Raw genomic sequence first — 20,599 nt, 5'->3', positions numbered from 1 at the left:
GTTATCGAGCAATCAGAATTTCTTCGGTGCATAACCTGTCATAACTTCAAGTCTCAGCTCTTTACCCAGCTTAGTCATTGGGTGAACCACGATTAGACCTTTGACTGACCTTTTCAGCTTACCCATGTCTGCTTGTTCTTCTTTAGTAATTGCACGTGAGAACGGCATGTCGATCAAGCTCTTGCGCTCTTTGTTCATGTCGTATTTCTGTTTGCTTTTCATCACGTGAATTTTTTTGCTTAGCTTATCTGCTTCGTCAGTGAACTTAGTCACCATTTCCTGATCACCACGAGATTTCGCCGCATCCAGCTTACGCTGACACTTGTCCAGACGATTGTGAAGGTTTTGAAGTTCTTGCTTAGTACTCATGGTATTGATCTCATTGAAACAGAAAAGGGCGGCGAGTGTAGCACAAGCTGACTCGCTGCCCTAATTTTAGTCGTTAGCCGTGTTTTTGGTCGTAATCTTTGATGGCTTTTTCGAGCAACTCGAAGTCTGGTTGAGTCAGATACTTACGCATAGCCGCAAATTTCTCTTCAGGCCATTGGTAAATTTCCAGCACCACCAGCTTATCTATCAGCTCAGGGGCAAAACGATATTTAACCAATCTGGCAGGATTTCCACCGACAATCGCGTATGGTTCCACATCTTTGGTCACAACACTGTTGGCCGCGACAACCGCACCTTCACCTACGGTCACGCCCGGCATGATCATGGCACGCATGCCTATCCATACTCCGTCATCAATGACAGTATCGCCTTTACCTTGATAAGAGCGCTCAACCTCTTCCAAAAACGGATAGAGACAGAACCAGTCCGTTCTATGGTTGTGATTCCCACCCATCAGAATAACCGCTTGTGCTGCAATGCAAACATAGTCACCGATATAGAGCTGATCAATATCCCACCTCGGCTGCCATTGCTTGCTGACTTCGTCCCCATGCAAGTAGCGGACGACGGACTGTTCAAAACCGTTATCCCAACAATCACTGTAGTAGCTGTGAGTCCCCTTGATATGAATGTTTTTGTTCTGCACTACCTTATGCAGTAACTGAAATGTCGACCAATGTTTTTGTGGCATGACAAAATCCTCAATGTTTAATTCAGATTTGCCACGGAACGAATTTCGTGGCGTTGCTTAGACGTTCAGCTAAACAACGCTTATTGGATGCGAGGCTGCTTGAGCAGCGGGATGATTTTCATAGTCTGGTCTCCTTTCGAGGCGCAACTTTACGCGAAAAGGCGGTTTTTATGTCAATATTGAGTCAGCATATTAAATATACAGATAGATTGAGTTTGCCTATGTTTAAACACCTTTTACCGCTGGCAATTGTTTCTGTGACGACAGCGATAACGCCCGCAAGCCAAGCCGATAAACACACCAATTTATAAGTACCAGTGGCTGATCAATCAAGCCACTCACACGTAGAAGATAAAAAAGGATAAGCCTATGACTCAACTTACGATTTTCTACGATGGTACCTGTCCATTGTGTGTGAAAGAGATGGAACATTTAGCTCATTACGATGGCGAGCAACATTTATTGCTCGTTGATATCCACTCCGAAAACTTCCTCAATTACCCTGAGATCGACGCAAAACAAGCGTCTAAAATCCTTCATGCCGTTGATAATAACGGAACACTGCTGCTCGGTTTAGATGTCACTTATCTCGCATGGAAGCTGGTCGGAAAAGGCTGGCTGTACGCTCCATTACGCTGGAAACTCATCCGTCCAGTTGCAGATTGGTGTTACCTCAGATTTGCGAACAATCGCTACACCATTTCTAAGTTGCTGACTGGAAAGAGAAAATGCGATTCTGGTCAATGTTTTCGATAAAACAGAGATCTTACCTCTCAGCGAACACGAGTTAACCTATCAAGATTCACAGTACTGCCTCGATAAATTGGCTAGTCTTATACAATAAACGTTTAGTTTATGTTCTCTTCACTGGTCACAAAACCGAGCGGTCAAGGGGGTGTAAACCAAATTTATAACAACAGGCGTTTCATGCCAGAAGCCTCTCTGGCCATATTAAAACGCTAAGACCTTTTGAAAGACAGGATGTTTGTATGAGTCTAACTATTCGAAGTCGCCTGTACATTTTGGCGCTTGTTCCATTACTGGTAATTGCAATGGGTATGCTTGGTTTCACTTACGTTAAAACCAATGAACTCAATGATCAGCAGATTGAGGTAACCCGCACTAACATGATGAACATGAAGAAAGCGGAACTGAAAAGTTACCTTCAAATGGCAAAGTCTGCCGTCCGGCCTTTTCTTGACAAAGGCGCAAGCCTAGAGGACGCCTACCCAACCCTAAAAACTTTAGAATACGGCAAGACAGGTTATGTGTTTGGCTACAATTCCCAAGGTATTCGTAAAGTCCAAGGTAGCAGTAGCGAAGGGATTGGCGATAGCTATTGGAACCTGCAGGACAAACACGGTAATTACCTAATTCAGGATCTGATTCGTAACGCCAAAACAGGAGAGTTCACCACTTATTACTTCCCTAAACCCGGCGAGACCGAGGCACTTCCCAAGCTGAGTTACTCGATATATATACCTGAGTGGGATTTGATGCTAGGTACGGGATTCTACACCGACGACATAGATGCCATTGTGGCCGAAATGGAAAGTGCGACCACAGAAGCACTACAAGAAACCCTGTCTGCCATCATTATTTTCTGTATCGTGATTGCGGGCGTCGTTGCTGCCTTCGCCGTCGCCGTTAACCGAACCATCCTTAAGCCGTTAGAAATGTTCGATACCTCGATCAGTTCCTTTGCCAGCGGCGATGCTGACCTGACCGCCCGTATGGAAGATTTCGAAGCTCCGGAGTTTTCCCAACTGAGTAAAAACTTCAATGCTTTTGTCGCCAGTCTGCAAACCATCATTCGAAGCGTCAGTGATGTTGGTCAACAGGTCGTCTCAGAGACCAGCGATATGTCAAGCCGTGCTGCAAAAGTCGATGAATTGGCTTCAGGTCAACGTCAAGAGACTGAGCAAGTTGCCACCGCGATGACGGAGATGACCACAACAGCATCCGAGATTTCGAATAATGCCAGCCAAGCCGCGCATTCAGCTAAGGAAGCCGACGACAATGCCAAAGAAGCTCAAGACATCGTTAATTCTGCGGCGCAGTCTGTCGAAGCCCTGGCCGAAGAAGTCTCCCAAGCGAATGGTGTTATCTCTCGCCTTGAAGGAGATGTACAAAACATTTCCTCATCTTTGGAAGTGATTCAAGATATCGCCGAGCAAACTAACTTACTCGCACTCAATGCGGCGATCGAAGCCGCACGTGCCGGTGAACAGGGCCGTGGATTTGCCGTCGTGGCCGACGAAGTTCGTAAACTGGCGAGTCGCACCCAAGACAGTACGGGTGAGATTCATCAGATGATTGAACAATTAAAAGCGGCCTCAGATGATGCAGTAAAAGCCATGGAGTCAAGTCAGAAACGTGGTGCCAGTACAGTAGAAGAAGCTAATGCTGCTGCTCGGGCCCTGATCCAGATTCAGGAGTCCATCGGCACCATCATGGATATGAACTCACTGATTGCCACCGCGACCGAAGAGCAAAGTCTCGTCGGCCAAGAAATTTCGCAGCGCATAGTCGTCATTTCTGACCAAAGCTCACAATCCGCAGAACTAGCCAATGACAACCGTTCAGGAAGCCAAGAGCTAAACCAACGAGCCAACGAGCTTTACGAACTGGTGGATCGATTTAAGGTATAAGCACATATTACTCAATAGCCCGCAATGCTTGAATTGCGGGCTTTTTTATCGTCTAAAACGCCGACGAAATTCGCTGGGTGTCAACCCCATGATCTGACTGAACACCTTACGACACGCACTGGCGTTTTCATACCCAACCTGGTGGCTAATCCACTCAAAAGAACGAGTTGAACCTTCGAGGTAATCACAAGCCTTCTGCACTCGTACTCGCTGCAAATACTGGTTTGGATTCATACCTGTGGCTTTGACAAATCGACGCTGAAACGTTCGCTCGGTCAAGTTTGCTTCAACAGCCAATTGTTTTACCGACAGTGTCCGAGAAAAGTGAGCACTGATTCTGTGCTGACTTTCAACAATTGCAATATCACCATGAGAAAATGATGGCGTGAACTGCTGATAAAACCTCTGTTCTCTTGATGCAGTATCTATGACCAACATCTTGCCCAGCTGTCGCATGATTTGTGGTGAAGCATACCTAGATACCAATTCCAGTCCAAGATCCAACCAAGACATCATGCCGCCTGCTGTAATCACATCTCCATGATCAATTAGAATTTGATTTATCTCCGTAGGCTGCGACGGGTACTGTGACTTAAAGGTCTCAGCTAGCCCCCAATGAGTAGTCAAAGCCCTTTGTCCAATAATCCCTGACGCGGCCAAGATAAACGCGCCAGCACACGCCGACGCAATCACACTGCCACGACGATGTTGCTCAACCAACCACTCAAGCGTTGGTGTGTCTGGTTTTCGGTAGAACTGGGCGTCAATGCTGGGCGGGAGTAGTACGACATCAAATTGCTTGGGAGGCATATTGCACGCCTCAACAATGTGCACGTTGAACTCAATCTCAAGTTCACTCTCACGACATACTCGGTTGGCTAGTTGAAAAAGCTCTTCGAAACCAAACACGGCCGATTTGAGAGCAAAAGGATAGTTAAATACGGCAATATTAATCTTAGGCATGCAATGTCGTTTTTAGCATTATTTATGTCATTTTAGACTCTAAAAAGGCCAAAAATAAAGCGCCATAATGACTCCAATTTGAACGACACCAAATAGGAGAGGCAACATGAGCCAGAAAGCACTACTCGTCATCGATCTACAAAACGACTACTTTCCAAACGGAAAATTTCCTCTTTGGAACACAGAGAACACGTTAACCAATATCAAAGCGGCGATTAAAAAAGCCCAACAGAAACAGATTCCTGTGATTCACATTCAGCATATTGCAGACCCTGCTATGGGTATCGCACCCTTTTTCAACCAAGGTAGTACTGGTGCAGATATTCACTCAGAGATCCTCGCGAGTGCACCGGAAGGGAATATTGTGGTTAAATCTTTCGCAGACAGCTTTGAACAAACAGAGCTAGACGATGTGCTCAAAAAGCATGGGGTAACTGAAGTGATTATTTGCGGCATGATGACGCAAAACTGCGTGACTCATACAGCGATTTCCAAAGCAGCAGAGCAATATGAAGTATCTGTACTGGCCGATTGTTGCACCACCACCGATGAAATGATTCATAACATCGCCCTTCATGCGATCTCTGCACGCGTTCCGTTGATAAATACTGAACAATTGATTTAAGGCTCAATTAAGGCCTCTTATCCAACAGAGGCCTTCTGCTGATGACTCATACAAAACAAATCACTATTGCCTTAGCACGTAGATTTCACCTCATAGAGCAAAAGCTCTCATCTTTGATTGTTATCCCACCAATCAAGAAATAGTAAAATATCAATTTCAATAATTTTATAAACCGTGCGCATATTTATAGATTAACTAAAACAACAATATGCAAATCAGTGAATAGATGCATAGTGTGAAAATTGTAATCAGGTTCTCTTTGCACAACGAGAACCCAGTAAACATGCTTGATGTTTGTAGTAGGCCATGTTCAACAATCTCTTTTACTATTCAAAGGAAGACAGTATGTTTAAGAAATTATTAAGTTGTTGTATCGCCTCGACTCTTTCAGTCGTCTCAACCGCGGGGCTTGCGCAACAAAACGAAGGAGGAGCCATTGCATCTGAGGACCAAATGCTTGCGCCTTTAATGACAGCGTCGGCAAAATCTGCGATTAAAAATCAATACATCGTTGTGCTAAAACAACCACTGACAATGAGTAATGATCAACAAGCCCTTCAGCAGTTTACCCAACAAACTGTGTCTGGTCTCGCTAGCCAACATGCATTTAAAATCGATAAAGTTTATGACCGCTCGTTAAGTGGTTTTGTCGCTACCCTTTCTGATGAACAATTGAAAGCCCTGCGTGCTGATCAACAAGTCGACTTTATTGAACAAGACCAAATCATCTCGCTCGATCCTGTTATCTCGGCGAACGCCACTCAAAGCAATCCTGTTTGGGGATTAGACCGCATCGATCAGCGTGATTTACCACTCAGCAACAGCTACACCTACAACTACGACGGTTCAGGTGTGACAGCTTATGTTATCGATACTGGTGTGACAAACACTCACGCTGAGTTCGGTGGCCGTGCAAGATCAGGTTATGACTTCGTCGACAACGATAGTGACGCCACTGACTGTAACGGTCACGGTACTCATGTAGCGGGAACCATTGGTGGTGCTCAATACGGTGTGGCGAAAAACGTCAATATCGTCGGTGTACGTGTACTAAGCTGTAGTGGCTCTGGTACAACTTCAGGTGTCATTGGCGGTGTGGATTGGGTCGCTGCCAACGCCTCTGGCCCATCGGTGGCCAACATGAGTTTAGGTGGGGGCGTTTCAACCGCTCTTGATCAAGCGGTAGCAAGCGCGGTTCAGTCAGGTGTCAGCTTTATGCTTGCAGCTGGTAACTCCAACGCTGACGCTTGTAACTCCTCACCAGCTCGCGAAGCGAGCGGTGTGACTGTCGGTTCAACAACCAGCAGCGATAGTCGCTCAAGCTTCTCTAACTGGGGTAGCTGTGTTGACGTGTTTGCGCCCGGTTCGAATATTAAATCGGCTTGGTACGATGGTGGCTACCGCACCATTAGTGGTACATCGATGGCAACACCTCACGTAGCAGGTGTCGCGGCTCTGTATCTGCAAGAAAACAACACTCTGTCACCAGCTCAAGTATCAACGCTGATCAGCGAACGTGCGAGCACAAACAAAGTTAGTGATACTAAAGGTACCGTCAACAAGCTGCTATACAGCCAAACAGACAGTGGCTGTGACCCAGATTGTGGCACACCGAATCCAGGGGGTGAGTTGACTAACGGCCAACCAGTCACTGGTATCAGCGGTAGCAGCGGTGAACAAAAGCATTACTTCATCGACGTGACTGCCGGTCAGACTCTGACTGTCACCACTAGCGGTGGTTCAGGCGATGCTGACCTCTATGTTCGCTTTGGTGCTAAACCAACAACTAGCTCTTGGGACTGCCGTCCTTACCGCTACGGAAACAGCGAAACGTGCACAGTGTCTAACACACAAAACGGTCGCTACTACGTGATGCTTAATGGCTACACTAGCTTTAGCGGTGTGAGCGTCCAAGCGAGCTACTAACGGCCCCCACAACCTTGAAAAATCATGCCAGTCAGTACTAACTGACTGGCATTTTTTCTAAAAATTGGAAGTCAGTTAATACTGTATATCGCCAATTTTACAATAACCATTTGCATCTCTGGTTGTATATATCGTGGCTTTGTTATTACTGGTTCTAGCAAGCATTGAGAGACTGACAACCGCTTGATAAGTTGGGTCAGTTGGATTGATGTATGCAAAGCTTGCTTTATCTGAAGACGTATCGCAAATTTTGACACCTCCATCTAAGAAGATTCTGTATTTTAATTCAGAGGCAGGAGCGATTTCTACTTTGGTTACCCTGCCATTTACCGTTCCATCCCAAGCAAACGCATTCGAGATAAATGCAGTCGCTACAATCAGTACCAAATTAATAGTAAATCTCATCTGTTATCCTATAGATTGATATGTTTGAACGCATTCTAGTTGCCTGCATTCTGCTCTGTAAAGGGTTCTCTGTACTCCACTTCAATAAAAAACCTAGGACGGAAACATCCCAACATAAATTGGCCCTCCGCTTTTGCAAAAACCTCCATATTCAGGGCAAAATGTCCCAGCCTTGTATGTGCAAAGCAGAGTAAAGAGATATAGCGTTCAATGACGAGATTTATGCTGACAGTTGCTCAGCCAGAGCGTTTGTCACCCCTTTGGCGCATGATTGGCATTAAACTGTCGTATCAGAAATGCTAATTTAATTATAGGCTTTTGTCTCAACCATTCGATATTGGACATACCATGAAAGTGAACACTAAAAAAATATCAAGTGAACGTAAATCAAGGGCATGGAGCCAACAACATCTCGCTGATGTCAGTGCTTTAAGTTTAAGAACCATTCAAAGAGTTGAGAAGGAAGGAACAGGTTCACCGGAAACAGTAAAAGCATTGGCGGCAAGTTTTGCATTAGACGTTAATCAACTTCTGCTACCCGAAGCGCCTCCTAAAAACTCATCCAAGATAAATGTCAAAACGAAACTCACCGCTTTGTGCTCTTCAATTGTCGTTTTTTTTGTCAGCGCTCTACTATTTTTTGTTCAGCCTACAATGGCTTCAGGGATTGAAATCAACGCAGATCAGATAGAACAATCTGATGCAAACGACTCTCAGATCTTCAGTGGCAATGTAGAAATATTTGTACCTGAAGATTTGACGTTTGAAGTCGAGTCAGATGAACTGTGGGGGACAGAAGCCGCTTCCGTTGTAACAGGAAGCGTAAAGGTAGTGCTAGAGGATGCGACATTAGTCGTCGGTGATGGTGTTCTTATCAAAGTCGATAAAGGGATTAAAATTACTACCGACTACGCGGAGCTTCGTCCGTTACCACTGGGGTAGAATACTGAAACCATTGTCGATGGATAGCCCTAGACACAGAACAAGCGCTGCATGGATTTACTGGCAGTAGTCTTCGGGCAGAAGAACGTCGCCTGAATGCTCAGCAAGATAAGTAAGTGCGTCAATCACTCGGATAGGCGTTAACAAGTTGTCTTCATGACAAGGATCGAGTTCAAATGCTAGGTGAATTCGGTTTTGTTCAATTTTAACAAACAGGTTGCCCTGAGGGGCTCTCTCCTGCGTAAGAGCGAAGACGCCGACGCCAATAAAGTGTGCGCTGTTGATGTTTCTCGTTGGGTAGATATCACATTTCAACTTATTAGCGAGTGCTAAGAAGTCGAGTAGTAAGTTGATCTGCTCATCTGAAACACTATCTAATGCTTGGACATGCGGCGCTTTGCAGAATCGCTCTAAATACCCAATCATCTCATCGATATCGTTGTTAAATAGCATGCTAGCTCGTCTTTATGGAGGAGTGGCGATTGTACCTTTCACTCACAACATAACAAGAGGCTAGACGTTACTGTCTGATCAAACGCAAAATGAGACTGAACTTATGCCATAGAACCTGCGTATCTAAGGCTTGTTTTTCTTATTTTAAGCGGTGTTGTACTTATATGAATCGAATTAACCCAGCTAAATTACTTAACAGCAAATGGACTGCCAAAGAACCGGTTAATCGGGAAAAGCACTTCTTGGTTTCTGACATTGAGTTCGATGACGATGGTGTAGTGATCTCCTGCAAAATTGAAGCGATACTCTCGAAAAAGGAATATTCTATTGACTGGCAAGAGTTGAAACACCAAGCTAAGTGGCTTCAAGGTTGGAAGTGAATACGGTTTTATCTATCAAAACTATAAGTAAGATTTCCAACCTCTGATATTGAGTGAGTTGCACGACTCTCGCCCCACAAGCCTCTTCAATAAGGGTTCAGAATAGATTAACCTGAACCCCTAGCAGTGTTATCGGTTACTCAAGAGCCGCTAGAATCGTCTCAGCCTTGCTCACTTCAAATTGCTTAGGTTCTTCGACATTTAACTGAGTCACCACACCGTTATCGATAACCATAGCGTAGCGCTGCGAACGAACCCCACCGAAGGCCGCTGTGTCCATTTCGAGTCCCAGCGATCTTGTAAAGCTCGCATCACCATCGCCCAACATCATAATTTCATTAGCATTTTGCGCTTCTCCCCACGCCTGCATAACAAAAGCATCGTTGACTGAAACACATGCGATGATATCGATACCCTTGGCTTTAATACTGTCGGCAAGTACGACGTAACCGGGCAAATGAGCTTCTGAACAGGTTGGCGTAAATGCGCCTGGAACAGCAAAAAGCACCACTCGCTTGTTTGCAAAAAGCTCCTCTGTGTTATGGGTAATCATACCCTCAGCGCTTAGTTCACTGAGGGTTGCGGTTGGTATAGATTGGCCTTTCTGAATCATGTCTGCATTCCTTGTTTTGTTTGCAGGAACAGTGTAACCGCCAAAGCAAAGCGGAACCACCTACATAAAGTCAGGGTATGAACTGGAGGCGAGCTAAGATGCAGAGCACTCCACTTAAGCAGATTAGTAACTTGATGTGACGTTAGTGTTTAAGGTGATATGACTAGGTTTTTGTAGTCGTATTGATCACACCTCATTGTTTTGTGTTCTGAATCTAAGCCGTCTGAAAAACACTTTTTTAACAATCACGCTATGACAATGGATGGAATTTTGCGCTATATGTTTCACTTCTGTGTTTGCTAGCTTTGCCAAAGCTAGCCACATGTATACAAAGTGAAGTATCATTGTTTTATCAAGGAAATAAATAGGTTGAGGGTGACAAGCCGCCTATGGCAAATCTAAAAAATTCTGTGGCGAAAAATATAAAAACAAAAGTCGCTGGTCAAACGCAAGATGACGTGGTCTATTGCCATATCTTCGATGCAATACTTGAACAACGCCTACCACCAGCAACCAAGTTGAATGAAGAAGCTTTGGCCGAAATATTCGGCGTTAGTCGAACCATCATACGCCGGGCTTTACTTCGATTATCGATGGAACAAGTGGTCAGCATCAGGCCAAACCGCGGTGCCATGGTATCTGCACCAACCAAAGAAGAAGCCAAGCAAATCATCAAAGCGCGGGAAGTCATGGAACTTGCCATTGTAGAGCTTGCCGTTGAACATACCACCACAGCTAAAATAGATGAATGCCGACGTTTAGTAGAGAAAGAAAACGAAGCCTTCGATAACGGTGATTATGGTAAAGGACTTCGACTGTCTGGTGAGTTTCACATTAAGCTGGCCGAAATGGCAAACAACGCCCCATTGCTCGCATTCCAGAGAAGCTTAGTATCGCAAACGTCATTGCTGATTGCTCAGTACGAGACTGGCAATCATTCAAACTGTTCGCAAGATGAGCATACGCAGCTACTGGATACGATTGAATCTGGTGATACCGAGCAAGCAATCAGCTTAATGGAAGCGCACTTGTCTCATATTCGTTCCAAGCTCAACCTTGATAGCAATACTGCGTCAAATGACCTCCATGTCGTGTTCTCAGAACTACTGAAAAGCAAATAATCCACTCATTCTTCATAATCTAAGCCCGGCTCCTGTGCCAGGCTTTCTCCAAATCACATTCATTGTATACAAAATAAAATACAAGGTTAACTCTATTTTCCTTAAACCCCCTACCTGCCGATAGAAATAAATTTCAATAATTTCATAAACTTAATGAATTAAATCGTATCTTTGACCTTTTTACCCCCCTCTATATGTTGCAATATTGTAAAATTAAAGTTGACCAGGAGGTCAAACTATCCAATTATTGACCCAGAGGTCAGAAAATTATTTTTGGAACAATAGTGTCAATGCACAAGGAGGTCTCTTGATTACTTTCCTACTCAATCAAGAACTCAGACAAGAGAGTGAGCTGTCACCAAATATGACAGTGCTGCAGTACCTGAGAACACATGTACAAAAAACAGGTACGAAAGAAGGCTGTGGCTCAGGCGACTGTGGTGCCTGTACCGTGGTACTCGGTGAAGTGGTCGAAGGCCAACTTCAATATCGCTCAGTGAATTCTTGTCTGACGTTCGTATCCGCACTACATGGTAAGCAGCTGATCACCGTTGAAGACTTACAGAACAAAAACAAGCTTCACCCAACTCAGCAAGCGATGGTCGATTTCCACGGTTCTCAATGTGGCTATTGTACTCCAGGTTTTATCATGTCGATGTTTGCTCTAAGCAAGAACAAACCTGCGGCGAATAAGGAAGATGTCATGGAGTCTCTGGCGGGTAACTTATGCCGCTGTACCGGATACCGCCCTATTGTTGACGCCGCCTTATCTCTGGCTTCTGATGAACCATTGATGGATCAGTTTGTCGAGCTGGAAAAAGAGACCATTGCTCGGCTAGAAGCTCTTCAGGGACAACCCGCCAGTCTGAGCCAAGGTAACCTAACAGCATATATCCCTCGGAGCATTGACGAACTGGCACAAATTTACACTGCAAATCCAAAGGCCAAGCTGGTTGCTGGCGGTACTGATTTAGCGCTTGAAATCACCCAATTCCACCGCGAGATTGAAACTTTGATCAGCGTAAATCTGGTCGAAGACATGAAAGTATGCGAAGAAAGTAACGATGCTCTGCACATTGGTGCTAACGTTGCGATCAGCGATGCGTACCAGCTTCTGACTCAACATTTCTCTGATTTTGGTGAGCTGCTGCATCGCTTTGCTTCTCTGCAAGTCCGTAATCAGGGCACATTGGGTGGCAACATTGGTAACGCCTCTCCTATCGGGGATGCGCCACCGCTGTTGATTGCACTGAATGCACAAGTGAAATTGCGCCGTGGTAAGCAGACCAGAATCTTGCCGATTGAAGACTACTTCATCAGCTATAAAGTCACCGCTCAGCAGGAAAGTGAATTTATCGAGCAAGTGATTATTCCTAAATCAAAAGCGAACGAAACCTTCCGTGCTTACAAGCTTTCCAAGCGTCTAGACGACGATATTTCTGCGGTTTGTGGCGCATTCAATATTGAGATTGAAGACAATAAAGTCATCAATGCCCGCATCGCTTTCGGTGGTATGGCGGCAACGCCAAAACGTGCAACGCACTGTGAAAATGCGCTATTAGGCAAACAATGGACACAAGCAACCATTGATGCCGCGATGGCTGAAATCGATAACGATTTTGAGCCACTGAGTGACTTCCGTGCCAGCAAAGAGTATCGCTCTATGACAGCAGCGAACATGCTGCGTCGCTTCTATATCGAGCAGACTCATCACAACAACCAGATCGAAACAAGGGTAACGTCTTATGTCTAACGCACATCATCAGACCATGACTCAAGAAGAGATGGTCGCCATCGTAAAGCAGGATCTGAAAACCGGCGTTGGTAAAAGCGTAAAACACGACAGCGCCCCGAAGCAGGTGACAGGTGAAGCGGTTTATATTGATGACCGTTTGGAATTCCCTAACCAGTTGCATGTGTATGCACGTATGAGCACTCAAGCTCATGCTAAAATCACCAAATTGGATGTCTCGCCGTGTTACGAATTTGAGGGCGTTGCGATTGCTATCACCCACGAAGACATACCGGGCCAGTTGGATATCGGTGCCATTCTGCCAGGTGATCCACTGCTTGCTGACGGCCTGGTTCAATACTATGGCCAACCCGTACTTGCCGTTGCCGCAGATGATATGGAAACCGCACGCAAAGCCGCGCAAGCCGCCATTGTTGAATACCAAGCCCTACCGCCAGTACTCGACGTGAAAGAAGCGCTTGAGAAAGAACTGTTTGTTACTGAAAGCCACCAGCAAAAACGTGGCGACTCAGCGGCTGCACTTGCCAAAGCAAAACACGTGATTGAAGGCGATCTGGAGATTGGTGGCCAAGAACACTTCTACCTTGAAACTCAGGTCAGCAGCGTGATGCCAACCGAAGATGGCGGCATGATCGTATATACCTCGACACAAAACCCAACTGAAGTACAAAAGCTAGTCGCCGAAGTGCTTGGGATTGCGATGCACAAAGTCGTAATAGACATGCGTCGCATGGGTGGCGGTTTCGGGGGTAAAGAAACGCAAGCCGCAGCGCCAGCGTGTATGGCGGCAGTCATTGCACACCTAACTAAACGCCCAACTAAGATGCGTCTGCCTCGCATGGAAGACATGACCATGACAGGCAAGCGTCACCCATTTTACAACCAGTACAAAATCGGATTTAACGATGATGGTGTCATTGAAGGGGCTGATATCATCGTAACGGGTAACTGTGGTTACTCTCCGGATCTGTCGAGCTCGATTGTTGACCGTGCCATGTTCCACTCAGACAACGCGTATTACCTAGGTGATGCCACCGTGACAGGTCACCGCTGCAAAACCAACATAGCGTCGAATACAGCTTACCGTGGATTTGGTGGCCCGCAGGGGATGATGACCATTGAGCATATCATGGATGAAATTGCCCGCTATCTGGGTAAAGATCCCCTCGAAATCCGTAAAGCGAATTACTACGGTGGTGAGGGGCGTAACGTCACTCATTACTACCAGACAGTTGAAGATAACTTCCTGCCAGAAATCACTGAGCAACTTGAACAAAGCAGTGACTATCACGCCCGTCGTAAAGCCATCGCTGAGTTCAACAAGCAAAGCCCGATCCTTAAAAAAGGTCTGGCGATCACACCAGTGAAATTTGGTATTTCTTTCACTGCGACTTTCCTGAATCAGGCTGGTGCGCTCATCCATATTTACACCGATGGTAGTATTCATTTGAATCACGGTGGTACGGAAATGGGTCAGGGTCTGAACATCAAGGTGGCGCAAATCGTTGCTGAGGAGTTCCAAGTAGATGTTGAACGTATCCAAATCACCGCTACCAACACAGACAAAGTACCGAACACATCACCAACCGCGGCCTCATCGGGCGCCGACCTCAACGGTAAGGCCGCCCAGAACGCCGCACTGACCATCAAACAGCGTCTGATCGACTTCGCTGCCAGTCACTACAAAGTGTCAGCAGAAGAAGTGGTGTTCAAAAACGGTATGGTCGTGATTCGTGATGAAATCCTGACTTTCGAAGCCTTTGTCCAGCTGGCCTATTTCAACCAAGTATCGCTATCGAGTACAGGTTTCTACCGCACACCAAAAATCTACTATGACCATGAAAAAGCGCGTGGCCGTCCGTTCTACTACTTCGCGTACGGCGCCTCTTGTTCAGAAGTCATTGTCGATACCCTGACAGGCGAATACAAAATTCTGCGCGCAGATATCCTGCACGATGTAGGGTCTTCTCTTAACCCGGCCATTGATATTGGCCAGGTCGAAGGTGGCTTCCTGCAAGGTGTAGGCTGGCTGACTACAGAAGAGCTGATCTGGAACGAACAAGGTCGTCTGATGACCAACGGGCCCGCCAGCTACAAGATTCCGGCGATCGCCGATATGCCTATCGAGTTCCACACTCACCTTCTGGAAAATCGAGCCAACCCAGAAGATACCGTGTTTAACTCCAAGGCTGTCGGTGAGCCGCCATTCATGCTCGGCATGTCCGTGTGGAGTGCACTGAAAGATGCCATTGCCTCAGTTGCCGTTGAAGGTGCTATACCTAAATTAGATACGCCAGCAACACCAGAGCGTGTGTTGATGGCAATCAATGAGGTAACGCAAACGCAACAACAAGTGGCAAAACAGAACACGCAAGAGGTTTAAGGGGTTATTTAAGGGTTTACCGTTCAAGGAGAGACGTATGTTTAAGGACAATTGGATTCATGAACTGGCACAGCTAGAGAAAAACAGTGAACCTTGCGTGATGGTGACCGTATTGGAAGATCGTGGCTCAGTGCCACGGGATGCGGGCACAAAAATGTTGGTCACTCGCGACCGTTTGATTGCCACCATTGGTGGTGGTCATCTGGAGCACATCGCCACCAAAATGGCGCGTGAAATGCTGCTCGCGGGTGAACGTTCACTGAAAGTGGAGCGCTTTAATCTCGGGGCTCGCTTAGGTCAGTGTTGTGGCGGAATGGCAACACTGAGCTTTGAGCCAATAGGCACCGCGCAAAAACATCTAGTGGTATTCGGTGCTGGCCATGTTGCCAAAGCACTTTTACATATTGTCTCGACGCTCCCTTTCCGTGTCACTTGGATTGATGAGCGTGAAGACGTATTCCCTGATGAACTCCCTCGTAACGTATCCAAGCTGGTGAGCGATGATCCGGTCGCTGAAGTACGCGACATGTCACCGAATAGCTACTATCTGGTCATGACGCACAATCATCAGCTCGATTTTGAGTTGGCAAAAGCCATCATAGATCGAGACGACAGTGCGTATTTCGGCATGATAGGTTCACTAACCAAGCGCAAAAAATTCGACATGCGTTTGGCGCAACGAGGCTACAACCAGCAACAAATAAATACGATGATTTGCCCAATTGGAATAAGCATGGTGAATGGAAAGCATCCTGCTGAAATTGCGGTATCGGTTGCGGGTGAATTAATCGCACACTATCAGGGAATTTCGCTTGAAGAAAAACGCCCTACGCCACACAGTAAAGAAGAACAACTGAGCGATTCATCATTGGAAGAGAAAATCGCCTAGCCCCAAAGAGGGCCTTTAAAGGAAGTAAACATGACAACTCAACGTAAAGCTTATCGTGCAAGCCTTCTGCACAGTATTGCTGACCCCAAAGACGTCGGACTGGAAAACTCGTATCAGTTTTTCGACGACGGTCTTCTCGTGGTAGAAGACGGCCACGTCGTCGATATCGGTGAGACAGAAGAGGTGCTTAAAAGGCAGCCAAAGAACCTTAATATCACCGAATATGAAGACAAGCTGATCACATCAGGTTTTATTGACACCCATATTCATTATCCGCAAACCGGCATGATCGCCTCTTACGGTGAGCAATTGCTCGACTGGTTAGAAAACTACACCTTCCCGGAAGAAAAGCGTTTCAAAAATCCAGTGTACGCGCATAAGGTCGCAAAACTTTTCTTCAATGAGTTGGCAAGCAACGGTACCACCACAGCATTGGTGTTTGGCACAGTACATAAAGAGTCGGTCGACGTGTTCTTTGAAGAGGCACAGCGCCGCAACTTGCGTATGATCGCAGGTAAAGTGCTAATGGATCGCAACGCACCAGACTACTTAACTGATACGCCAGAATCTGGCTACGAGGCATCTAAAGAGCTGATTGAAAAATGGCATAACAAAGGTCGACTACTTTATGCGGTTACACCTCGTTTTGCGCCAACCAGTACACCTGAGCAGCTAGCAACTGTAGGAAAACTTCTGGAAGAATACCCAGATGTGTACATGCATACCCACCTTTCAGAGAACAAGAAAGAGATTGAATGGGTGCTTGAGCTGTTTCCAGAACGCGACTCTTATCTGGATGTCTATGACCATTACGGTCTGCTGCATAAACGCTCTGTGTTTGCTCACGGCATTCATCTCTCTGATTGTGAATGTCAGCGTTTGGCAGAAACTGAATCGGCAATTGCCTTCTGTCCAACATCGAATCTGTTCCTCGGCTCTGGTCTCTTCAAACTGCCTAAACTGGAAGAACATGGAGTTCGCGTCGGTATGGGCACCGATGTCGGCGCTGGCACCAGCTTTTCGATTCTCGAAACGATGAGTGAAGCGTATAAGATCATGCAACTTCAACAAGAGAAACTGCACCCATTGAAATCCCTATTCTTAGCAACGCTGGGCGGCGCACGTTCACTCCACCTTGAAGACAAAATTGGTAACCTTGAAGTGGGTAAAGAAGCGGACTTTGTCGTGCTGGATTTGCACGCAACGCAACTGATGCGTTTCCGAATGGAGCAGGCTAAAACCTTGGAAGAAAAGCTGTTTGTGCTGATGAGCCTTGGCGATGACCGCACTGTGTCTCAGACGTATATTTATGGCGAGAAAGCCTATGATGTGGAAGGACGTATCGCCGCAAAAAAGTTTGCTAGTTAACTCAGTCTTTTAGTGAAAACGCGCTTGCAAAGCAAGAGCGTTTTTTTTATTTCATATCTCTTATTGATTCCCAAAATCAATCTCAAAATAACAACGTCAACAATGATTGAAATAAAAACATATAAAACAACAACTTAAACAATAAAAATATCGGCACAATAACTGCTAAGTTTCATCGTAACAGTGGAGGTGTTGAATATGAGTGAACAAGCTAAATATTTTGGCCAAAATAAAATGGTTTTATCCAAGGGAGACATTATCGACAAGGAGCTATTTCACCTTGTCTCAGATATTATTGAACGTTACATACCAAATCCTAACCAAGCACATTTTCTCGATGTCGGTGGAGGCGAGGGTAGCTACGCAGACAAACTCATCGGCCGATATCCAGGCTGCCAGGTCACTATCGTTGACCCTGACGAGAATGCATTGAACGAGAACAATCCGAATAGTCGCAAAAACCTGATCCAAGCCCATTACCAAAGCTTCGACTGCTTCTTCAAATACGATTTAGTCCAGTTCAACTGGGTACTCAATCATTTTGTCGCGCCAAGCTACTCCAAGACGCATGACTTACAGTTAAAGGGGCTGAAAGATGCTTACGACATGCTAGCACCAGAAGGCATCGTGGTGATTTTTGAAAATCTGTATGAAGGTGCTGACCACTCCAATGTGCCAGGCAAAAGGATCTATCAACTCACCTCCTCTACCCTGATTAAAACCCTAGTCGCCAAGTTAGGATCAAATACTGCCGGGATCGGAGTGTGTTTTAATTCAGAGCTGTTCTGGCGAGAGCAACTTATCAAAGCAGGCTTTAATAGCGTCTTCTCTGCCCACTGTTACGACTTTGGCAATTTAAATCCCATTAAAAAATGGCTGCTGGGTATCGAAAATCAAAGAGTGGGAATGATCGTTGGCGTGAAATAGGGTTAGAACGACACACTCATACGTGTTGCTCCAACATCTCTTTCAACCACTCTAATTTAAATGGTTTAGGAAGCACGTTATCAAAGCCTTGCTCTTGGTAGTTCTGTACATCACTTTCAAACGTGTTGGCGGTCAGGGCAATGATAGCGGTGTCTGGCGCAAGGTTGTCACGCTTTATCTGTTTGAGTGCTTCTAAGCCATCCATTATCGGCATTTGAATATCCATCAATATAATGTCGAATTGCTCATGACTGAGTAGGTTGACACACTCCTGCCCGTTATTCACAGTCGTAACTTCAGCTTCCAAGGTGGCCAACATTTTCTGCGCGACAATTTGGTTCATGCGAATGTCTTCAACCAACATCACGGAGACGCCTGAAACGTCAGCCTCATCGACGGTGCACTCTTGTTGTGAGTCCGTATTCGCCAGCGCTTTTAAACAATCAAGCAAACTGAACAAATCGTACGGCTTACTCAATAATGTCATGTTTTCGCTCGGCAGAAGTGTCGTATTGATATTGCCATACACTATCAGTGTTTGGTCGTCACGGCAGTGTGCTTGCTTGAGCGTACTTTCCAAAACATCATCATTGCTCAGGTAACATAATACCGCATCCCCATGAGCGTCATGCAGCCCCAGCTTGTTGAGACCTTTGGTAATCAACTCAGTCGCATAGTGGTTGTCTGAAAGCACTCTCACTGCTCTGGTCGCCTGCTTGTCATCAACTAAAGGCACAGAATCAATAATACTCACAGGGACTTTGATGGTGAATTCACTCCCCTCACCCAGCGAACTTTCTACACTGATAGAACCCCCCAACAAATTCACTAAAGACTGGCATATCGACAACCCCAGCCCTGTGCCTCCATACTTTCGGGTAATCGAGTCATCTGCTTGGGTAAACTCCTGAAACACCTTATCAAGCTGCTCTTGAGTCATACCAATCCCTGTATCCCTCACTACGATATTGAAAATCCCAGACTCTGAGCTGAGTGATATTTGGATCTCGACGTGACCGGATTCTGTAAATTTGAGTGCGTTGTAACCTAAGTTATTGATTATCTGCACAAGCTTGGTTTTGTCTGATTTTATCTTGTAGTTTCGATCCAAAGAGACTGAAAAAAAGACATCAACCCCTTGCTGCTTATCGAAGTTAATAAACACGGTTTTAGAGACATCAATCAGCTCACTGATAAAGAACTCATCGCTCTCCAATTTGGACTTACCTTGCTCAATCTTGCTGAGATCTAACACGTTATTGATCAATTTGAGAAGGTGCTCCCCCGAGCTGTTGATCATCGAAAGGAAGTGTCTGGTTTGCTCATCAGACGATTGGTAATACTCTTTCTGACTCAAGCCAATAATGGCATTCAGAGGAGTACGCATTTCATGAGACATGTTGGCGAGGAATCGGGCTTTCGCGATAGAGCTTTGCTCAGCGTTGCGCTTCGCCTCCTCCATCACCTTGGTTCTTTCCTCTAGATCTTTACCTAGCCTAATCTGGTGTAGATACATCCATGAAATCACACTAATCATCAGCATGGAACACAACAAAATGATACCTAAATAGACATACTGCTTGTTGTAGAAAGATTCTTTGAAGTCGAGAAATTCGATCTGCTGGCGTTGCACCTCAGCAACAAAGTCAGCTAGATAAACATTGAGCCTCGAATAAGTGCCGTCGATGCGATTTATCACAGCATCGATGGCGTCCACATTGGTAAGACTAAGCTGGTCTATCGAGTCGAAAACAGACCGAATATCCCCAACAACTTGTTGCAGCTCATTCAGATTACCAAATTGTGCATGTACACGATTGGTTCTCTCTGCGAGGAGATCCTGCAAGATACTCGACTTATAAATTCTGGACTTGAACCTAAGTTTTGACAGGCTCTTCTCATCTTGCAGGGCGGCGAAAGAGAGTACTTCAGATTTGACGAACAGCAGTTTTGTTTTCGCTGAAATATTGTTATTGATTATCGTAACATAAGGCTCAGAGGAAACATTTTTGATTTCAGTTACAGAATAAAAAACGTAAGCAATCACCATTAGAAGCAAAGCACACAATGCCGAAATAGTGACAACAAAGTAACGTCCCCTATCCCAAAACCGTTCCAT

20 protein-coding genes are annotated in these 20,599 nt (G+C 45.6%); 13 read left to right on the top strand and 7 right to left on the bottom strand.

Going from position 1 to position 20,599, the window contains the following annotated elements; genetic code table 11:
• Positions 1 to 12: 12 nt before the first annotated feature.
• The gene (locus tag TW84_RS02235) at positions 13 to 369 is read right to left on the bottom strand and encodes a YibL family ribosome-associated protein (protein ID WP_006961819.1); all 357 of its coding nucleotides are present in this window, start codon (positions 367 to 369) and stop codon (positions 13 to 15) included.
• A gap of 73 nt (positions 370 to 442) precedes the next feature.
• Positions 443 to 1,081, bottom strand: coding sequence for a CatB-related O-acetyltransferase (locus tag TW84_RS02230; RefSeq protein WP_045974049.1), 639 nt, complete (start codon positions 1,079 to 1,081; stop codon positions 443 to 445).
• Positions 1,082 to 1,128: 47 nt separating this feature from the next.
• On the opposite strand from TW84_RS02230, the gene TW84_RS24295 reads away from it, so the two are divergent.
• The 3 genes from TW84_RS24295 to TW84_RS02220 all read left to right on the top strand — a co-directional run bounded on the left by TW84_RS24295 (position 1,129) and on the right by TW84_RS02220 (position 3,732).
• Positions 1,129 to 1,392 carry a hypothetical protein gene (locus TW84_RS24295; RefSeq protein WP_157633993.1) on the top strand — a complete coding sequence of 88 codons (264 nt, stop codon included), beginning with the start codon at positions 1,129 to 1,131 and terminating at the stop codon, positions 1,390 to 1,392.
• A gap of 58 nt (positions 1,393 to 1,450) precedes the next feature.
• Positions 1,451 to 1,837 carry a thiol-disulfide oxidoreductase DCC family protein gene (locus tag TW84_RS02225; RefSeq protein WP_045974048.1) on the top strand — a complete coding sequence of 129 codons (387 nt, stop codon included), beginning with the start codon at positions 1,451 to 1,453 and terminating at the stop codon, positions 1,835 to 1,837.
• 233 nt (positions 1,838 to 2,070) lie between these two features.
• On the top strand, positions 2,071 to 3,732 hold the full coding sequence (locus TW84_RS02220; RefSeq protein WP_045974047.1) for a methyl-accepting chemotaxis protein: 1,662 nt from the start codon (positions 2,071 to 2,073) through the stop codon (positions 3,730 to 3,732).
• Positions 3,733 to 3,777: 45 nt separating this feature from the next.
• Here the strand turns inward: TW84_RS02220 and TW84_RS02215 are convergent, their stop codons facing one another.
• Complete coding sequence (locus TW84_RS02215) at positions 3,778 to 4,695, bottom strand: GlxA family transcriptional regulator (protein WP_045974046.1); 918 nt, start codon at positions 4,693 to 4,695, stop codon at positions 3,778 to 3,780.
• Between the two features lie 106 nt (positions 4,696 to 4,801).
• Here TW84_RS02215 and TW84_RS02210 point away from each other — a divergent pair, with 106 nt between their 5' ends.
• Together TW84_RS02210 and TW84_RS02205 are read left to right on the top strand one after the other, a co-directional pair.
• Positions 4,802 to 5,320, top strand: coding sequence for a cysteine hydrolase family protein (locus TW84_RS02210; protein ID WP_045974045.1), 519 nt, complete (start codon positions 4,802 to 4,804; stop codon positions 5,318 to 5,320).
• A gap of 345 nt (positions 5,321 to 5,665) precedes the next feature.
• Complete coding sequence (locus tag TW84_RS02205) at positions 5,666 to 7,246, top strand: S8 family peptidase (RefSeq protein WP_045974044.1); 1,581 nt, start codon at positions 5,666 to 5,668, stop codon at positions 7,244 to 7,246.
• A gap of 75 nt (positions 7,247 to 7,321) precedes the next feature.
• Here TW84_RS02205 and TW84_RS02200 read toward each other — a convergent pair whose 3' ends face one another.
• Positions 7,322 to 7,651, bottom strand: coding sequence for a hypothetical protein (locus TW84_RS02200; protein ID WP_045974043.1), 330 nt, complete (start codon positions 7,649 to 7,651; stop codon positions 7,322 to 7,324).
• 348 nt (positions 7,652 to 7,999) lie between these two features.
• Here TW84_RS02200 and TW84_RS02195 point away from each other — a divergent pair, with 348 nt between their 5' ends.
• A complete protein-coding gene (locus tag TW84_RS02195; protein ID WP_045974042.1) occupies positions 8,000 to 8,593 on the top strand; it encodes a helix-turn-helix domain-containing protein in 594 nt (197 codons plus the stop codon).
• Between the two features lie 57 nt (positions 8,594 to 8,650).
• On the opposite strand, the gene TW84_RS02190 is transcribed toward TW84_RS02195, so the two are convergent.
• Positions 8,651 to 9,046, bottom strand: coding sequence for a hypothetical protein (locus tag TW84_RS02190; RefSeq protein WP_045974041.1), 396 nt, complete (start codon positions 9,044 to 9,046; stop codon positions 8,651 to 8,653).
• A 164-nt stretch (positions 9,047 to 9,210) separates the two neighbouring features.
• On the opposite strand from TW84_RS02190, the gene TW84_RS02185 reads away from it, so the two are divergent.
• Entirely contained in the window at positions 9,211 to 9,426 is a 216-nt protein-coding gene (locus TW84_RS02185) for a TIGR02450 family Trp-rich protein (protein WP_045974040.1), read from the top strand.
• 136 nt (positions 9,427 to 9,562) lie between these two features.
• Here the strand turns inward: TW84_RS02185 and TW84_RS02180 are convergent, their stop codons facing one another.
• Positions 9,563 to 10,039, bottom strand: a complete 477-nt coding sequence (locus tag TW84_RS02180) for a peroxiredoxin (RefSeq protein WP_045974039.1) — start codon at positions 10,037 to 10,039, stop codon at positions 9,563 to 9,565.
• Positions 10,040 to 10,428: 389 nt separating this feature from the next.
• On the opposite strand from TW84_RS02180, the gene TW84_RS02175 reads away from it, so the two are divergent.
• From TW84_RS02175 to TW84_RS02150, 6 genes are all read left to right on the top strand, one after another.
• Positions 10,429 to 11,160 carry a GntR family transcriptional regulator gene (locus tag TW84_RS02175; protein WP_045974038.1) on the top strand — a complete coding sequence of 244 codons (732 nt, stop codon included), beginning with the start codon at positions 10,429 to 10,431 and terminating at the stop codon, positions 11,158 to 11,160.
• 307 nt (positions 11,161 to 11,467) lie between these two features.
• On the top strand, positions 11,468 to 12,913 hold the full coding sequence (xdhA, locus tag TW84_RS02170) for a xanthine dehydrogenase small subunit (protein WP_045974037.1): 1,446 nt from the start codon (positions 11,468 to 11,470) through the stop codon (positions 12,911 to 12,913).
• Positions 12,906 to 15,296: a xanthine dehydrogenase molybdopterin binding subunit gene (xdhB, locus tag TW84_RS02165; RefSeq protein ID WP_045974036.1), complete on the top strand. Its 2,391-nt coding sequence runs from the start codon at positions 12,906 to 12,908 to the stop codon at positions 15,294 to 15,296. The genes xdhA and xdhB overlap by 8 nt, the downstream gene beginning before the upstream one ends.
• 37 nt (positions 15,297 to 15,333) lie before the next feature.
• Positions 15,334 to 16,185 carry a xanthine dehydrogenase accessory protein XdhC gene (xdhC, locus tag TW84_RS02160; protein WP_045974035.1) on the top strand — a complete coding sequence of 284 codons (852 nt, stop codon included), beginning with the start codon at positions 15,334 to 15,336 and terminating at the stop codon, positions 16,183 to 16,185.
• A 30-nt stretch (positions 16,186 to 16,215) separates the two neighbouring features.
• Positions 16,216 to 17,553 carry a guanine deaminase gene (gene guaD / locus TW84_RS02155; protein ID WP_045974034.1) on the top strand — a complete coding sequence of 446 codons (1,338 nt, stop codon included), beginning with the start codon at positions 16,216 to 16,218 and terminating at the stop codon, positions 17,551 to 17,553.
• Between the two features lie 198 nt (positions 17,554 to 17,751).
• Positions 17,752 to 18,480: a class I SAM-dependent methyltransferase gene (locus TW84_RS02150; protein ID WP_045974033.1), complete on the top strand. Its 729-nt coding sequence runs from the start codon at positions 17,752 to 17,754 to the stop codon at positions 18,478 to 18,480.
• A gap of 16 nt (positions 18,481 to 18,496) precedes the next feature.
• Here the strand turns inward: TW84_RS02150 and TW84_RS02145 are convergent, their stop codons facing one another.
• Positions 18,497 to 20,599: an ATP-binding protein gene (locus tag TW84_RS02145; RefSeq protein WP_045974032.1), complete on the bottom strand. Its 2,103-nt coding sequence runs from the start codon at positions 20,597 to 20,599 to the stop codon at positions 18,497 to 18,499.

It is taken from the genome of Vibrio neptunius (assembly GCF_000967495.1).
GTDB classification, from domain to species: Bacteria; Pseudomonadota; Gammaproteobacteria; order Enterobacterales; family Vibrionaceae; genus Vibrio; species Vibrio neptunius.
This window is presented reverse-complemented; position numbering and strand designations above follow the sequence as displayed.

Bases quoted from the DNA above. Each gene is read 5' to 3' on its own strand.
- TW84_RS02175 (WP_045974038.1), top strand. From the start codon at position 10,429: ATGGCAAATCTAAAAAATTCTGTGGCGAAAAATATAAAAACAAAAGTC.
- TW84_RS02230 (WP_045974049.1), bottom strand. From the start codon at position 1,081: ATGCCACAAAAACATTGGTCGACATTTCAGTTACTGCATAAGGTAGTG.
- guaD (WP_045974034.1), top strand. From the start codon at position 16,216: ATGACAACTCAACGTAAAGCTTATCGTGCAAGCCTTCTGCACAGTATT.
- TW84_RS02145 (WP_045974032.1), bottom strand. From the start codon at position 20,599: ATGGAACGGTTTTGGGATAGGGGACGTTACTTTGTTGTCACTATTTCG.
- TW84_RS02225 (WP_045974048.1), top strand. From the start codon at position 1,451: ATGACTCAACTTACGATTTTCTACGATGGTACCTGTCCATTGTGTGTG.
- TW84_RS02235 (WP_006961819.1), bottom strand. From the start codon at position 369: ATGAGTACTAAGCAAGAACTTCAAAACCTTCACAATCGTCTGGACAAG.
- TW84_RS02205 (WP_045974044.1), top strand. From the start codon at position 5,666: ATGTTTAAGAAATTATTAAGTTGTTGTATCGCCTCGACTCTTTCAGTC.
- TW84_RS02210 (WP_045974045.1), top strand. From the start codon at position 4,802: ATGAGCCAGAAAGCACTACTCGTCATCGATCTACAAAACGACTACTTT.
- TW84_RS02215 (WP_045974046.1), bottom strand. From the start codon at position 4,695: ATGCCTAAGATTAATATTGCCGTATTTAACTATCCTTTTGCTCTCAAA.
- TW84_RS02190 (WP_045974041.1), bottom strand. From the start codon at position 9,046: ATGCTATTTAACAACGATATCGATGAGATGATTGGGTATTTAGAGCGA.
- TW84_RS02195 (WP_045974042.1), top strand. From the start codon at position 8,000: ATGAAAGTGAACACTAAAAAAATATCAAGTGAACGTAAATCAAGGGCA.
- xdhB (WP_045974036.1), top strand. From the start codon at position 12,906: ATGTCTAACGCACATCATCAGACCATGACTCAAGAAGAGATGGTCGCC.
- TW84_RS02185 (WP_045974040.1), top strand. From the start codon at position 9,211: ATGAATCGAATTAACCCAGCTAAATTACTTAACAGCAAATGGACTGCC.
- TW84_RS02200 (WP_045974043.1), bottom strand. From the start codon at position 7,651: ATGAGATTTACTATTAATTTGGTACTGATTGTAGCGACTGCATTTATC.
- xdhC (WP_045974035.1), top strand. From the start codon at position 15,334: ATGTTTAAGGACAATTGGATTCATGAACTGGCACAGCTAGAGAAAAAC.
- TW84_RS02220 (WP_045974047.1), top strand. From the start codon at position 2,071: ATGAGTCTAACTATTCGAAGTCGCCTGTACATTTTGGCGCTTGTTCCA.
- TW84_RS02150 (WP_045974033.1), top strand. From the start codon at position 17,752: ATGAGTGAACAAGCTAAATATTTTGGCCAAAATAAAATGGTTTTATCC.
- TW84_RS02180 (WP_045974039.1), bottom strand. From the start codon at position 10,039: ATGATTCAGAAAGGCCAATCTATACCAACCGCAACCCTCAGTGAACTA.